At 55.1% G+C, this 14,586-nt stretch carries 13 protein-coding genes; 6 read left to right on the top strand and 7 right to left on the bottom strand.

Going from position 1 to position 14,586, the window contains the following annotated elements:
* Positions 1 to 11: 11 nt before the first annotated feature.
* On the bottom strand, positions 12 to 1,796 hold the full coding sequence (locus tag STH12_RS00925) for an ABCB family ABC transporter ATP-binding protein/permease (RefSeq protein ID WP_126165819.1): 1,785 nt from the start codon (positions 1,794 to 1,796) through the stop codon (positions 12 to 14).
* A 367-nt stretch (positions 1,797 to 2,163) separates the two neighbouring features.
* Between STH12_RS00925 and STH12_RS00920 the strand changes: the two genes are divergently transcribed.
* The gene (locus STH12_RS00920; RefSeq protein ID WP_126165818.1) at positions 2,164 to 2,340 is read left to right on the top strand and encodes a hypothetical protein; all 177 of its coding nucleotides are present in this window, start codon (positions 2,164 to 2,166) and stop codon (positions 2,338 to 2,340) included.
* Positions 2,341 to 2,396: 56 nt separating this feature from the next.
* Here the strand turns inward: STH12_RS00920 and aroG are convergent, their stop codons facing one another.
* Positions 2,397 to 3,452, bottom strand: coding sequence for a 3-deoxy-7-phosphoheptulonate synthase AroG (gene aroG / locus STH12_RS00915; RefSeq protein ID WP_126165817.1), 1,056 nt, complete (start codon positions 3,450 to 3,452; stop codon positions 2,397 to 2,399).
* A 730-nt stretch (positions 3,453 to 4,182) separates the two neighbouring features.
* Here aroG and STH12_RS00910 point away from each other — a divergent pair.
* Both STH12_RS00910 and STH12_RS00905 read left to right on the top strand, forming a co-directional pair.
* Complete coding sequence (locus STH12_RS00910) at positions 4,183 to 5,040, top strand: lipase family protein (protein ID WP_126165816.1); 858 nt, start codon at positions 4,183 to 4,185, stop codon at positions 5,038 to 5,040.
* A 10-nt stretch (positions 5,041 to 5,050) separates the two neighbouring features.
* Positions 5,051 to 6,310 carry a DUF4785 domain-containing protein gene (locus tag STH12_RS00905; protein ID WP_126165815.1) on the top strand — a complete coding sequence of 420 codons (1,260 nt, stop codon included), beginning with the start codon at positions 5,051 to 5,053 and terminating at the stop codon, positions 6,308 to 6,310.
* Between the two features lie 80 nt (positions 6,311 to 6,390).
* Here the strand turns inward: STH12_RS00905 and STH12_RS00900 are convergent, their stop codons facing one another.
* The 4 genes from STH12_RS00900 to STH12_RS00885 form a co-directional block, all read right to left on the bottom strand.
* A complete protein-coding gene (locus STH12_RS00900; protein ID WP_126165814.1) occupies positions 6,391 to 7,548 on the bottom strand; it encodes a tetratricopeptide repeat protein in 1,158 nt (385 codons plus the stop codon).
* An 82-nt stretch (positions 7,549 to 7,630) separates the two neighbouring features.
* Positions 7,631 to 7,996: a hypothetical protein gene (locus STH12_RS00895; RefSeq protein ID WP_237158700.1), complete on the bottom strand. Its 366-nt coding sequence runs from the start codon at positions 7,994 to 7,996 to the stop codon at positions 7,631 to 7,633.
* 131 nt (positions 7,997 to 8,127) lie between these two features.
* Positions 8,128 to 9,378, bottom strand: coding sequence for an ammonium transporter (locus tag STH12_RS00890; protein ID WP_126165813.1), 1,251 nt, complete (start codon positions 9,376 to 9,378; stop codon positions 8,128 to 8,130).
* A gap of 12 nt (positions 9,379 to 9,390) precedes the next feature.
* Positions 9,391 to 9,729 carry a P-II family nitrogen regulator gene (locus STH12_RS00885; protein ID WP_126165812.1) on the bottom strand — a complete coding sequence of 113 codons (339 nt, stop codon included), beginning with the start codon at positions 9,727 to 9,729 and terminating at the stop codon, positions 9,391 to 9,393.
* Between the two features lie 238 nt (positions 9,730 to 9,967).
* On the opposite strand from STH12_RS00885, the gene STH12_RS00880 reads away from it, so the two are divergent.
* A complete protein-coding gene (locus STH12_RS00880) occupies positions 9,968 to 10,507 on the top strand; it encodes a hydrolase (RefSeq protein WP_126165811.1) in 540 nt (179 codons plus the stop codon).
* A gap of 93 nt (positions 10,508 to 10,600) precedes the next feature.
* Here STH12_RS00880 and nrfA read toward each other — a convergent pair whose 3' ends face one another.
* Complete coding sequence (gene nrfA / locus STH12_RS00875; protein WP_126165810.1) at positions 10,601 to 12,004, bottom strand: ammonia-forming nitrite reductase cytochrome c552 subunit; 1,404 nt, start codon at positions 12,002 to 12,004, stop codon at positions 10,601 to 10,603.
* A gap of 245 nt (positions 12,005 to 12,249) precedes the next feature.
* Between nrfA and narQ the strand changes: the two genes are divergently transcribed.
* Positions 12,250 to 13,962, top strand: coding sequence for a nitrate/nitrite two-component system sensor histidine kinase NarQ (narQ, locus tag STH12_RS00870; RefSeq protein ID WP_126165809.1), 1,713 nt, complete (start codon positions 12,250 to 12,252; stop codon positions 13,960 to 13,962).
* On the top strand, positions 13,955 to 14,584 hold the full coding sequence (locus STH12_RS00865; protein ID WP_126165808.1) for a response regulator: 630 nt from the start codon (positions 13,955 to 13,957) through the stop codon (positions 14,582 to 14,584). Before narQ ends, STH12_RS00865 begins: the two co-directional genes overlap by 8 nt.
* Positions 14,585 to 14,586 lie beyond the last annotated feature (2 nt).

Raw genomic sequence — 14,586 nt, 5'->3', positions numbered from 1 at the left:
GCACCTGAACTTCACTTCATCTTTTGTTCATGCTGAATGTGCCACAGACGGCTGTACAAACCGCCTTTGGCGAGCAGTTCACTGTGGCTGCCCTGTTCAGCAATTTTGCCCTGACTGAGCACCACAATACGGTCGGCATCCACTATGGTCGACAGCCTGTGGGCGACCACCAGACTGGTGTGCCCCACCGCCACTTCCCTGAGGGCATCAAGAATGGCTTTCTCGGAGCGGCTGTCCAGCGACGAAGTGGCTTCATCAAACACCAGAATGGGCGAGCCCTTGAGCATGGCCCTGGCAATGGCCACCCGCTGCTTTTCACCGCCGGAGAGTTTAAGTCCTCGCTCACCCACCTTGGTCTCGAGCCCTTGGGGCAAGGAGGCCACAAACTCGGCCAGATGGGCATGTTGAATCACTTCCCGCACTTCATCATCGCTGGCGCCCGGGCGACCATAGCGGATGTTTTCCAGCAGCGAGTCGTTAAACAGCACTGTGTCCTGGGGCACGATGGCGATGGCGCGGCGCAGGCTGTCCTGGGTCATGTCCCGGATATCGACGCCATCGATTAAAATACGCCCGCCACTGACATCGTAAAAGCGGAACAGCAGCTTAATCAGGGTAGATTTACCGGCGCCGCTGTCGCCGACCACCGCCACCTTTTCGCCCGGAGCCAGGGTAAAACTCACCTCGTTGAGGATAGGGCGCTCGTCATAACGGAAGGACACCTGCTCAAAACGCACCTCGCCGCGCCGGCACTGAAATGCCTGTGCTGTGTCTTTATTCAAAATCTTCGGAGTCTGATCCAGCAGCCCAAACATGCGCTCGATATTGGCAAGCGCACCGCGGATTTCACGGTACACAAATCCCAGGAAGTTCAGCGGCATAAACAGCTGCATCATAAAGGCGTTTATCAGCACAAAGTCACCGAGGGTCATCTTGCTCTCGGTGACCTGAGATGCAGCCAGGGCCATCATGGCCGTCATGGCGGCGGCGATAATAAAAGCCTGACCACCGTTCAGGGCAAACAGCGACAAACGGTTGTTACGCTTGGCAGTTTCCCAGGTTTCCAGCGCCTTGTCGTAGTGATCGGCTTCGTACTTTTCGTTGTTGAAGTATTTTACGGTTTCGTAGTTCAGCAAGCTGTCGATGGCGCGGGTGTTGGAAATGGAGTCGGCCTTGGCGGCCTCGCGCACGTAGCCGGTACGCCACTCGGTTGCCACCACGCTGAAACCGATGTAGGCCACCACGGATGCCAGGGTAATGGCGGCGAACTGCCAGCCATATTTTACGAAGAAAATGCCCACCACCAAGCCGATTTCCAGCAAGGTCGGCACTATGTTGAACACCATAAAACGCATCAGGAAGCTAACGCCACTGGTGCCACGTTCTATGTCCCGCGACAGACCGCCGGTGCGCCGCTCAAGGTGAAAATCCAGGTCCAGCCGGTGTAAATGCTCAAACACCGCGAGCCCCAGCCGCCGGATGGCCCGCTCGGTTACCCGGCCAAACAGGGTGTCGCGGATCTCCCCGGTCAGCGCCATCAACAAACGCGCGCCGCCATAAGCCAGCACCAGGCCAATGGGCACAGCCACCAGCGCCTGAGCCCGTCCCTCATCCATACCATCCACCAGCTCCTTAAGCAGGAACGGCATGCCAACACTGGCAAGCTTGGCCACCACCAGACAGGACAGTGCCAGCAAAATGCGCCCCTTGAACTCCAGTAAATACGGCCAGAGCAGCTTAAGCACTTTCCAATTGAGTTTATCGATGGGACCTTCGAAATAGGCAGATGGACGCATGGCTCATTCAGCTTGGGAATTTGACAGGCATTCTATCATCCCGCCGAATACTTGCCTCTAGTTCGAGTCACGAAATGCCCGCCACCTTTGGTATGAGCAAAACCAGCTGACAAAGGCACTTTATAGAACTTAGTACTGTATAATGCGCGACATCATCATACTTTTGACTTATTCAAAATGAATTTGTATAACCACTTACTACTAGCTGATGCATTTTTTTTCAGTATCGCGGCAGTTCGTGGTTATGCAAAAAAAAAGAATTTGCTAATCTGTGACCACTTCAGCGGGTCGCTCAGTGTTCCCTACTGACGCCCAGAGCAATAAACAGAATTTATTTCTGTTAGATACAAAGACTTAAGGAAGTTTTATGTTGGATTCTTCAAAAGTTCAGTACCCGCCGCTTACGTTGATCCAGACTTGGGTATGGATGATGATGGAATCAGGCAATCCCGAGATCCAGGAAAAAGGCCGCCGAAACCTGATTAACTCCTTCGGCAGTCTGGCCAAAGCCAACGAATATCTGGCTGAACATTTAAAGAAGTGATACTCACAAAAAAGGCGCCCAGGGCGCCTTTTCGGTTTTTGAAGAACCGCTTCTGATTAACGGTTTCTGCGGGCCAGTACGGCCTGGTTCAGTATCTCCAGCAGGCGGGCACTGTCGTCCCAGCCAAGGCAGGCATCGGTGACACTCTTGCCGTATTCCAATGGCACACCGGGCTGATGATCCTGGCGGCCTTCTTTGAGGTGGCTCTCCACCATCACCCCAAAAATACCCTGATTACCCGCAGCCAGCTGCGCGCCAACATCTTCGGCCACCAGCATCTGGCGGGCAAACTGTTTGGAACTGTTGGCGTGGCTGAAATCAATCATCACATTGTCGGGCAAACCAGCCTTAACCAGCTCGGCCTGAATTTGCGCCACGTGCCCGGCACTGTAATTTGGCTCGCGGCCACCACGCAGGATAATGTGGCAATCGGGATTGCCCTTGGTCGATACAATGGCGGAATGACCAAACTTGGTCACCGACAGGAAGTGGTGCGGCGCTGCCGCGGCGCCAATGGCGTCGATGGCAATCTTGATGGTGCCGTCGGTTCCGTTTTTAAAGCCAACCGGACAGGAAAGACCTGACGCCAGCTCACGGTGAACCTGAGACTCTGTGGTGCGTGCCCCGATGGCACCCCAGCACATGAGGTCGGCCACATACTGCGGCGTGATCATATCCAGAAACTCACCGGCGGTGGGCATGCCCATGTCGTTCAAATCCAGCAACAGCTTACGGGCGGTGCGCAGACCATCATTGAGTTTAAAGCTGTTGTCCATGTAGGGGTCGTTGATAAGCCCTTTCCAACCCACTGTGGTGCGCGGCTTTTCGAAATACACCCGCATCACGATTTCAAGCTGGTCGGCGTATTGCTCTCTGAGCGCCAACAGCCGCTGGCCATATTCCAGCGCTGCAGCCGGATCGTGAATGGAACAAGGACCAATCACCACCAACAGGCGATCGTCTTTTTTCTCCAGCAGACGATGAATATTGCTCCGGGCATTAAAAACAGTGGCAGATGCGTTCTCTGATGCAGGAAATCGCTCGAGGATAGCGATAGGGGGCAGCAATTCTTTTACTTCATTAATGCGAACGTCATCATTTTGGTAATACATAGGCTTTATCAGCTCCGGAGTAAGTTAAATCGAAAGTCTCTCTATCTGTTATGACTCAGCCAATTTAGCCATTAATAACCTCCATAGCAATCAAGATATGATTTATTTAAAAATTCTTTTTTAGTCATCTGAATTTAATCACTTTTTCTAAGTTGAAAATTCATAATTTGCTAATTTCCCTTTTGCGGTAGCAGCTTGCATTCCCCCATACATGAATTGAGGCCATGCCCAGCGCATGGCTCTGAGCATGAGTTGCCAACGGGATCGAGTACATAGACCGAGTACATGGAGCGAATGCCAGAACACAGCCCCTGTAGCGGCCCTGGGCAAAGCCATTAAAGTGTATGGCCATTTCAGGGTAAAGCGGTTACAGCACAAAACCCTGTATAAATTTTACTCAGGGGAGGCAGCAAGTTTTAAACGCCAGCATGAATGTTGCCGCCAAGGCTTGGCTCGGCAACATATCGCAAAACAACCACAGCTCACAGCGGTCATGACTCCTGTCCTTAGCGGCCTGTCATCCCTGCGAGCGCAAGCCAGATCAGGCTGTTTCTCGGCAATTAGAGTAAATACCTAAAACCTATATATTGAGCGAACACCCTAATATGGACAAACGTACCAATTAAAGTGCTTGCGCCAGTGAAAATGTTAGCGATAGGTTAACGAAGCAGGTCGGACGTCCTACCTGTTCAACAAGACCATACAAGAAGAAACTAAAGAGATCAGACAAATGAAGACAGCCAAAACGCTTATGCTTCTGGGTCTGTTTGCCGTCAGCCCCCTGAGTCTGGCCGCGTCAGGAATAGCTTTTATTCATGGCACAGGTCATCAAACCGATGCGCTTAACGATTACTGGACCTCAGAGTTTGTGAACTCGGTGCGCCAGGGTCTGCCAAACAGCGCCAACTACACCGTTATCAATTGCGACTTCGACCAATACATGTGGGACGAAGCCGCAGCCGGTTGCCTGGCCACCCAGCTCGGCAGCTTTATCGACAGTAAAAACATCACAGATCTGGTGCTGCTCACCCACTCCAATGGTGGCAACGTAGTGCGCTGGGTGTTGTCCAACCCCACCTGGGATGCGCGCTACCCCAAGGTGATCAACGCCACCTCGCGGGTGATTGCACTGGCGCCTTCCAGCGCTGGCACGCCGCTGGCGGATGCGGTAACCGAAGGTAATATCTTCGAAACCACCCTGGGCTGGATTTTGGGTTACGGTAGCGATGCCGTAAAACAGCAGCAAGTGAGCTGGATGGCCTACTACAACGCCAACTGGCTCAATGGCACCGCAGGTCGCCCCGGCCTCGGCAAGCCGTTCGAGGCCATGGTGGGCTCCGATGTGGACTCCGCCTTCTGGGACAGTGACAGCTACTGTGGTGGCTACCAATATCAGGTCGCGCTGGAAACCACCCAGAACTGGCTCGATGACTGCTCCGACGGCTTCCTCGAGTGCAGTTCGCAAAGTGCCGCCGGTACCGTCTGGTTCAAAGACAAGCAGAAGACCTGGGGCTCTGAGCCTTTGAGTCATCAACAAAGCCGCCGCGCCTGTTTTGGCCTGGACGTCTTTATCCGCAACCGCATCTAGGAGACAGCCCATGAATAAGCATAATAAGCTGGCCGCTGCGGTGCTGATGGCGCTGCTGCTTGGCGGCTGCCAAAACGACGGCGACACCAATGTGGCCGAGGCCATCAGTGTACAAACCACTTCCCTGAGTGCGCCCATTTCATCGGATTTCGCCCCGATGCAGGTGCAGGCGCCAACGTCGGTCGGCATCAATACCAGCCGCGATACCATTGGCTTTGTTACGCCCTTGTCCGGCGAATACCAGAGCAAGCTGCCGCAAACCAGCCAAAGCCTTGCCAGCAATGAGTACTGGTTCAGTGTCAGCGGCGAGGAGCTGAACCGGGGTGTGATGCTGAATGTCAGCCAGGGCGGCGCGGTGATCCGCATTGCTCCCCGCGCCGACATGAGCTCAGGCGCCCTCTATCACGCCGACCCCATCAGCCCCGAACAGCTTGAGTTGCAAGCCCCCAAAGGCGCCAAGGTGCCTAATCTGTTGCGCTCCATGGCAAGCAGCGAGGCACTGGCCACAGCGGGGATGACGGATAACTCCAGCGCCCTGCTGTTGTCGGCAGCGGCACCTGCAGGCGACTACCGCTTGAGCGCACGTCAGGCGCTCGATAGCCGCGCCCGCTATCTGGTCAATGTGAAAGAGAAAGGCAGCCCCTATAACCTGACCCTCTCAAGCCCGATGCTGGTCAGCACCAACAGCGACCGCCTCGAGCTGGCCATGGGTCTTGATGGCATGAACGCCGGCATGAACGCCAGCGCCCGCCTCAAACAGGGCGACAGCGAACTGCAACTGGCACTGGAGCAGCAGGGCGATAAGCTGATGCTGAACCTGCCTGACAACCTCAGCGCCGACTCACCCATGGGTCTTAACGAGCTGGTGGTTGATGTTGAAGCCAGCGACGGTAATCGCACTGTACGGCGCACCATCAAGAGTGCCTTTAAGCTGTACACCCCGAGCGCCCGGATCAGCCCAGAGGTGGAAACCCAGTGGCAGGATGGCGTGCCGGTGGGCCTGAACCTGAGCCTGGAGCTGGCAGACGCTGGCCGTTTTGCCGCCTCAGCGGTACTGACCGGCACCGATGCCAGTGGCAGGGAAGTGGCCATTCTGCGCACCGAAGCCGCCGCCTGGCTCGATGGCAGTGGTAGCCTCAGCTTACCCCTCAGCAAAGAAATGATTGCCGCCTCAGGCGTTGGCGCCCCATTCCATGTGCGGGAGCTGGAGCTCAAAGATCAGGGCCAGATGGCAAGGCTTTCATTCCAGGATAAGGCTTTGAGCCTGTAATCCTGGTAAGCAACTGCAGTAAAAAAAGGCGCCATCCGGCGCCTTTTATTGTGGCATTTCGCTTATTCAATAACTTTCTATCAATGGCTTGCCATGGCATTCAGCTTGGCCTGATAGCGACGTTTGTTGTTTTCATCGCGGCTGAGGGCCATGGCCTTTTCCATGCTTTGCTTGGCCTTTTTGGCATTACCCGAGGCCCAGTAAGCCTGGGACAGGCCAAAATAAAACTCGTGCCGATAATCGGCCTTTTCCACCGCCCGCAAATACCAGCTCACGGCCTGCTGGTATTCATGTTCCGACAACGCCTGCTCGGCCATATCGTAGTAGTAATAAGGGTTTCGAATACGCGCCAGCTCCAGCACCTTGTGTACTTCGGCCCACTCGTCCAGGCGGTCCTGGGCCGACAAAATCAGCGCCAGATTATACAGGGTGGTCATATTATCGGGCTCAAGCCGCAGCGCCTCGCGGTAAACCGCCTCGGCCAGGTCTTCCCGCTGATGGTAACGATACAGGATTGCCAGGGTATTCAGCGCAGGCACAAACGCCGTGCTCTGGGTCAGTGACATGCGGATAAGGCCATAGGCGCGGTCATGCTCGCCTTTCACCAGCGCCTCGGCAGCAAGGTTGTTGTAAAACATGGCCAGCAGCATCTGCCGGTCGATACGCACCCGCTCATAGCCGCGCACTGCACGTTCGGGCAGGAAATCCACCAGAATGGGACCTTTGAAATGCACTACATTGGCCTGGGTCGGTGCCAGCAAGCGCAGGTTCACGTGGCCATTGACCAGGTAGAAGTCGCCCTGTCTGTCCCACACCGGCTGCACCAGTACGTCCTGAAAATCAACCTGCACCCCAAGCGCATCGGCCATGGCAGCAGCGAGCACCACCAGCGACATGCAGTTACCGGCCCGGTCGTAATAGGTGTCGGCGGCAACGCGGGTGTCATTGTCCTGATAACGGAAACCACCTTTGCTGGCATTGAGCTGTTCAGACAGCCAGGTATGGGCCAGTTCGCTATCGCCGGGCGCCATCCGCTGACGTTCAAACTCCCGCTTCAGGTTTTGGGCAACACCCGGGGGTAAGGCAAAAACCTGCTCAGGCGTTGGCAAGCCACTGACAGCGCTGAAAATATCGTCATGAAATAAGGTGTTGGGATTAGCTTTGGGAGGTGATTTTTCGGTGGAGGCGCAGGCCACCATCAGAGGCAGTAACAGACAAAGCAGCATTCTGGCAGACATGGCGGCCTCCCGGTTTCAACTTTCCTTAATCTGAGAGTACGCCAAAAAGTCGCCAAAGACCCAGTCAATAAGTAACAAAAGATTAACGCTGCTCCCGCGCAGGCTTGCTGTTTTTGTGCTGAGGATGGTCGCCCTGCTGTGGATTGGGCACCGAGATATACAGCTCCTTGTCGTGCCAGGGATAGGGGCGGTAAAACAGGCCATCGCAGCGAAAATGTCGATATGGAGTGGGTAGCAGCAGGCAACCCACTGGCAGGCGCTCAAGAATTTGCAGTTGCTGCTGGGCTCTGATGGCCTCCTGCCAGTCGTGCTGACGGGCCAGTTCATCCCGCACCGCAAAGGCATCGAAGGGCTCGTCACTGTTTCGCACCACCACCTGCCCGGCCAGGGCTGGCAGGGTCGAACCCAGGACAAACATTACTGGCATCATTCGCGTAAGCCGTTTCATGGGGGCTCCTGTGTATGCGCTTTGAGCCAGTATCCCGCTGCCAGGCAGTAGCGGCAAGCCTTATTCCCCGCCTTAACGCAAAACAGCAGGCCAATTGCGTGGCCTGCTGTTATTGCTGAGACTGTTGGTGCTTAGCCTGCAGTCTTAACCGTCACAAACTCAGGATAGGCATCGATACCGCAGTCGGACGCATCCATGCCGTTGTACTCTTCCTCTTCGCTGACGCGGATCCCCATGGTCTTTTTGAGCACCAGCCACACCACAAAGGAAGCGCCGAACACCCAGGCAAAGATAGAGACAATGCCAAACAGCTGACCTGTGAGGGTGGCGTCGCTGTTGGACAGAGGTACCAGCAGCAGCCCGAAGATACCGGCTACGCCGTGCACCGAAATGGCGCCCACTGGGTCATCGATACGCACACGGTCAAAGCCCACGATGGAAAAGACCACCAGACCACCGGCCACCAGACCAATCACTGCCGCCAGCCCCAGTGAGGGTGACAAAGGATCGGCTGTAATGGCCACCAGACCAGCCAGGGCGCCGTTTAAGATCATGGTCAAATCAGCCTTGCCCCAAATCATTTTGCACACCACCAGCGCCGAGATGGCACCAAAAGCCGCAGCCGAGTTGGTGTTCACGAAAATCTTACCTACCGAGGTAGCGTTGGCCGCATCAGATACCATCAGCTGCGAGCCGCCGTTGAAGCCAAACCAGCCCATCCACAGGATAAACATACCCAGCGTGGCCATCGGCAGGTTGGAGCCAGGAATAGGGTTTACCTGGCCTTTGGGACCATATTTGCCTTTGCGTGCACCCAGCAGAATCACCCCGGACAGCGCCGCTGCCGCACCGGCCATGTGCACAATGCCGCTGCCGGCAAAATCCACAAAACCTGCCGCGCTGACAAAGCCGCCACCCCAGGTCCAGAAGCCTTCAACAGGATAGATAACCGCGGTCATCACCACAGAGAAGGCCAGGAAGGCCCACAGCTTCATGCGTTCAGCCACGGCGCCGGAGACGATGGACATGGAGGTCGCCACAAACACCACCTGGAAGAAGAAGTCAGATTCCAGCGAGTGGTCGGCATCTGCCGCCTGGCTGCCAATCAGGGCACCAAAGCTTGGCAACCAGCCGCCTTCAGGGTTGTCCACGTACATGATGTTGTAGCCCACAATCAGGTAGGTGATACAGGCAATGGAGTACAGGCACACGTTTTTGGTCAGGATTTCAGTGGTGTTTTTGGAGCGCACCAGGCCAGCCTCCAACATGGCAAAACCCGCTGCCATCCACATTACCAGCGCGCCGGATATCAAAAAGTAAAAGGTATCCAGTGCAAATCTCAGTTCGGCCACGGTCAGGCCCAGTTTGCTTAACTCTTCCATTTCCCCTCCCCCTTACAGTGCTTCGTCGTCGGTTTCGCCGGTACGAATACGCACCGCCTGCTCGAGATCGATAACAAAAATCTTGCCGTCGCCAATCTTGCCGGTGTGAGCCGCCTTCACGATGGCTTCCACCAACAGATCAACGTTTTCCGCCTTGGTGGCGATATCCAGTTTGATCTTGGGCAGAAAATCCACCTGATATTCGGCGCCCCGATACAACTCGGTATGCCCCTTTTGACGGCCAAATCCTTTAACCTCGGTTACCGTCATTCCCTCTATTCCCATGCCCGCAATGGCTTCACGCACATCGTCGAGCTTGAAAGGTTTGATGATTGCACTCACCAGTTTCATCCCGGCCTCCAGTTTTCGTTGTCAGTCTGTTCTGGCATAGGAATTACAAGCATCAGGCCAAGATTTCATCTCACTGTTTTTATTGAAAATACCTTTTACCCACCCCAAAGTTGGTGCATAAAAACGCACATTTGAAGTGCAGCTATGCAGCCTATGCACCAAGCTGGTGCATATGACTTATGGCTTATTGGCATCGACGGGGAAAAGGAGTTTACTGGAGCAAAAAAGGAGATAACCCATGCTGACCCCAAACGAAACGGCCCTGGTTGTGGTAGATGTTCAGGGAAAACTCGCCCGCCTGATGCAAGGCTCGGAAGCGCTGCACCAACAACTGATCACCCTGATAAGCGGCGCGCGTATTTTCGATATGCCCATACTGTGGCTGGAGCAGCTGCCCGAAAAGCTCGGCCCCACCTCAGAAGAGCTGCAACTGGTGCTCGAAGGCCTAAGCCCCATCGCCAAGGAACACTTCAGCGCCTGGCCCTGCGATGCCTTTCGTGACGCGCTGCAGGCCAGCGGCCGTAAGCAGGTACTGCTGTGCGGCATCGAAACCCATATCTGCGTGTATCAGACCTGTCGCGACCTGTTAGACAATGGTTTTGGGGTGCATCTGGTGGCCGATGCCATGGGCTCTCGCACCAGCGAAAACAAGGCGTTGGGACTGGAGATGATGCGCGAGGCCGGTGGCCTGCTCACCAATGTGGAATCGTTGCTGTTTGAGCTGCAACACCACGCGGTGGGGGACAGCTTCAGAGCGCTGCTGAAACTCATTAAATAAAGCCTGCACGCCACAGGCCCGATGTGGCAGCGCAGCCAAAGAAAAGCCCCCGCAATGCGGGGGCTTTGAGTATGCAGGCTTGGGGTTTGCTGCTTACTTATAGGTCGCTTCGCGAGCCTTGGCTTCTTCTTCCCACTTGGGCAGCAGTTCTTTCTTGAACTTCTCTTTCTCAGCCTTCATCTTGTCCATGTCCATACCCAGGGCAGCCTGAGCTTTGGCCTTGGTAGAGATATCAGGCAGTTCGATAGGCTGTTTCACACCCTTGGTGGCCAGCAGCTGCGCCAGCTGTACGCGGGCATTGGCCGCCTTGTCTACCGCAGTACCCAGGACACGCAGGGCTTCGGCAGGAGCGTGAGCAGACACACCGTGAGAAGCAATCGCGTAGTCCCAGCGCCACTGAGCGTGACGGATGTTGGTCAGGATTGGCTTCATTTCTTCTTCGGTCGCACCAGCTTTCCAGGCGGCACCGGCTTCGAAGTGTGCGGCTACCAGCTGAGTTTCAGCTTTGCCTTTGAGCTCCATCACTTTTGACTTGTTGTCTTTGTAGACGGTCAGCATGTGCTCTTTGTCCTGGCTGTGACAGGTACCACAGGTTTCTTCGAAGCGATCGAATGGGTTACCCACTTTGTGATCGGTGAACTTCTTGCCCTGCTCGTTGGTCACTTTTGGCATGTGACAGTCAACACAAGACACATTGTTCTGACCGTGAGTACCCAGCTTCCAGGTTTCATAACCAGGGTGCTGCGCTTTCAGCATGGGGGTCTTGGATACCGCGTGGGTCCAGTCAACAAACTGGATAGCATCGTAGTAGGCTTCCATGTTTTCAACAGTGGTGCCACCGTCCCATGGGAACTTCACGAAGCCCTTGCGGCCGTCAACTTTCTCGAAGTAGTACTCAACGTGACACTGGGCGCACACCATGGACTCTTTGTCCTGCTTGGAGGCTTTGTCGAATGGAGTACCAATGGCTTCCATCGCGCGCTCAGCGAATGGGCGGGACAGACGCAGTTTAGGTGAGCCTTTCTCGTGGCAGTCGGAACAACCAATGGTATTGGCCACTTCGGCGCCGCCCTTGGCCCACTTACCGGTAAAGTAGCCGTCCTCGCCCTGCTCTTCGATCAGGCGGGGTACGTCAGGGCTCTTACAGCTCCAGCACGCCATTGGCATTGGGCCGTCTTCTGCAGAAGTCGGGCCGCCGGTACGCAGGGTGTTACGTACGTCGCTCAGGGCATACATGTGACCGCGTGGTGCATTGTAATCTTTGGCAAAACCATAACCGGCCCACAGAATAACCAGCGCAGGATCCTGACCAAGGGCGTCGGTCAGAGCTTCGCTTTCGGCAGTGGCATGCCAGCTGTTGTATTGCTTACTGAATTTGTCTTTGTATACTTCACTGCGTGGCTCGGTTTTTTCACTGGCCATCGCGCCGGCAGCTACAAAGCTGGCGGCGACCAATGCGCTGAGCGCAAAGGATTTTCCGTTAAGCTTTTTCACCATCTCATCTCCGTGTTGCGTTATTGTGTTTCTGAATATCCACGACATCTCCAGGGTCAAAGTTAGACCCGATCCCCCCCTTATTACATACCCCATAAGGGGTATCAGAGCTAAAGTTTGCACAAGATCAACATATGGATGTGTCTTTGTTCACACTTTTGCTGCTTAAGGGATGTGATAAAGAAAAAGCTAATGTAGAACATACACTTTAGTCGTAAACACTCCGACACCGAATTACAGGGAGCGCCATGAAACGCGGCAGCCTGACGTCCAAAATTCTCGGCCTGATGATGATCCTCATCCTGCTCTCCAGCGGCCTGTCGATTTTCGCTCTCGCCAACCTGTCTTACAGCTTGGGCGATGCCCGCGCCATCAACGCCTCGGGCTCGCTGCGGATGCAAAGTTACCGGCTGATGTTCTACGCCAATTCCGGCAGTGAAGAAGCCGCCGAGAAAATCCGCGAGTTCGAAACCACCCTGTATTCTCCCGCCCTGAAACGTTCGCTGGACTGGAGTACGCCCCAGCGGCTGAAAGACCAATACCTGCTGGTTATCGATAAATGGAAGGTGATGAAGTACTTCATCGAAGAGGAAAACTCACGCCTGTACGCCTCATCGCTGAAGGACTTTGTCGACACCATTGACCTGCTGGTGCTGGAAACCGAGCACCACGCCGCCTTTAAACTGCGACTGCTGGCGGCCAGTCAGCTGATTGGCCTGGGGCTGATGCTGGCCATCGCCCTGGTGGCGGTGCGCTACACCAAGCGCAAGGTGGTAGAGCCTTTGAATCAGTTGATGATTTCGGCCAACACCATCTCCAAGGGCAACTTTGATGTGGACATGCCGCAGACCGAATACATAGAGTTGCAGGCGCTGGCCGATGCGCTGGACTCCACCGCCAAGGAACTCTCAGCCCTGTATGGTGACCTCGAATCCCAGGTGCAGGAAAAGACCCTCGCCCTCACCCGCGCCAATCAGGAGCTGAGTTTCCTGTACGATAATCTGGTGATGCTCCACGGCAAGAGTCTCGATTACAAGGCGCTCAAGGGCGCGCTGGATCAGCTCAAGGAATATGAGCATCTGGATCATCTGCGCCTGGTGATCCAGTACGAAGACGATACCGACGAAGCCATTGAAGCCGACGGTGGCTGGCCTGCGGATACAGAGGCGTCCTGCCGCTTCCCGCTCACCTTCGAGCATACGGATCTGGGGTACCTCGAGATGGTCTCAGATAAGACTCCCAACCGCCCCTTATTTGAAAACTTCGCCATCATGCTGGCGCGCTCCATTCTGATCCATCAATCGGCCGAGCAGCGTCAGCAACTGGCACTGATGGAAGAGCGTGGCGTGATTGCCCGCGAGCTGCATGACTCCCTTGGCCAGGTATTGTCGTTTCTGAAAATTCAAATCAGCCTGCTGCGCAAAGGCCTGGATGACAGCTGCCGTAATCCGCAGGTAGAAGAACAACTTAACGAGATTAACGAAGGGGTCAACAGCGCCTATGCTCAGCTCAGGGAACTGCTGTCGACCTTCCGTCTGACCATCAAGGAGCCCAACCTCAAGCACGCGCTTGAGACCATGCTCGAGCAGCTTCGCAGCCAAACCGATGTGAAACTACGGATTGATTACGGCATTCGCGAGCAGCTGCTGGGTGCCAACCAACACATTCACATTCTGCAGTTAACCCGCGAAGCCACACTTAATGCCATCAAGCATGCCAATGCCAGAGAAATTGTGATTCAGTGCTGTAAAAACACCGAAGGTATGATTAACATCAGCATCAGCGATGATGGCATCGGTCTTGAACATCTGAAAGAACGTGACCAACACTTTGGCATTGGCATCATGCACGAACGGGCCAGCAAACTGGATGGTCAACTGAGTTTTTCAAGCAACGAAGCCGGGGGCACCACAGTCACCCTGACGCTTCCCCCACATCAGGAGCCTAGTCAACATGGGTAAACCCTATTCAGTTCTGGTCGTTGACGACCATCCCCTGCTGCGCCGCGGTATTTGTCAGCTTATTACTTCTGATAAGGATTTTACCCTGTTCGGTGAAGCTGGCAGCGGCCTTGATGCCTTAAGCGCCGTGGCCACCGATGAGCCGGACATAGTGCTGCTTGATCTGAACATGAAAGGCATGTCGGGGCTCGACACCTTAAGCGGTCTGCGCCAGGAAGGGGTGACGTCACGCATAGTGATCCTCACGGTATCCGATGCCAAACAGGACGTTATCCGCCTGCTGCGCGCCGGCGCCGATGGGTATCTGCTCAAAGACACAGAGCCGGATCTGCTGCTGGAAAAACTCAAAGAAGCCATGCTGGGCCACCGGGTGATCAGCGAAGCAGTTGAGGAATATCTGTTTGAGCTTAAGAATGCCACCGACGAAAACGAGTGGATTGACTCCCTCACCCCGCGCGAGCTGCAAATTCTTGAGCATCTGGCCGAAGGCATGAGCAACCGCCTGATTTCAGAGCAGCTGCACATCAGCGAAGGCACGGTAAAGGTGCACGTGAAAAACCTGCTGCGTAAGGCCGGCGCCAAGTCCCGCACCGAAATGGCCGTGCGTTACTTAAACCGTTAACA

It is taken from the genome of Shewanella khirikhana (assembly GCF_003957745.1).
Lineage (GTDB): Bacteria > Pseudomonadota > Gammaproteobacteria > Enterobacterales > Shewanellaceae > Shewanella > Shewanella khirikhana.
Note: the sequence above shows the minus strand (reverse complement) of the source record. Positions and strands in the feature narration are given on the sequence as shown.

Bases quoted from the DNA above. Each gene is read 5' to 3' on its own strand.
- STH12_RS00925 (WP_126165819.1), bottom strand. From the start codon at position 1,796: ATGCGTCCATCTGCCTATTTCGAAGGTCCCATCGATAAACTCAATTGG.
- STH12_RS00920 (WP_126165818.1), top strand. From the start codon at position 2,164: ATGTTGGATTCTTCAAAAGTTCAGTACCCGCCGCTTACGTTGATCCAG.
- aroG (WP_126165817.1), bottom strand. From the start codon at position 3,452: ATGTATTACCAAAATGATGACGTTCGCATTAATGAAGTAAAAGAATTG.
- STH12_RS00910 (WP_126165816.1), top strand. From the start codon at position 4,183: ATGAAGACAGCCAAAACGCTTATGCTTCTGGGTCTGTTTGCCGTCAGC.
- STH12_RS00905 (WP_126165815.1), top strand. From the start codon at position 5,051: ATGAATAAGCATAATAAGCTGGCCGCTGCGGTGCTGATGGCGCTGCTG.
- STH12_RS00900 (WP_126165814.1), bottom strand. From the start codon at position 7,548: ATGTCTGCCAGAATGCTGCTTTGTCTGTTACTGCCTCTGATGGTGGCC.
- STH12_RS00895 (WP_237158700.1), bottom strand. From the start codon at position 7,996: ATGAAACGGCTTACGCGAATGATGCCAGTAATGTTTGTCCTGGGTTCG.
- STH12_RS00890 (WP_126165813.1), bottom strand. From the start codon at position 9,378: ATGGAAGAGTTAAGCAAACTGGGCCTGACCGTGGCCGAACTGAGATTT.
- STH12_RS00885 (WP_126165812.1), bottom strand. From the start codon at position 9,729: ATGAAACTGGTGAGTGCAATCATCAAACCTTTCAAGCTCGACGATGTG.
- STH12_RS00880 (WP_126165811.1), top strand. From the start codon at position 9,968: ATGCTGACCCCAAACGAAACGGCCCTGGTTGTGGTAGATGTTCAGGGA.
- nrfA (WP_126165810.1), bottom strand. From the start codon at position 12,004: ATGGTGAAAAAGCTTAACGGAAAATCCTTTGCGCTCAGCGCATTGGTC.
- narQ (WP_126165809.1), top strand. From the start codon at position 12,250: ATGAAACGCGGCAGCCTGACGTCCAAAATTCTCGGCCTGATGATGATC.
- STH12_RS00865 (WP_126165808.1), top strand. From the start codon at position 13,955: ATGGGTAAACCCTATTCAGTTCTGGTCGTTGACGACCATCCCCTGCTG.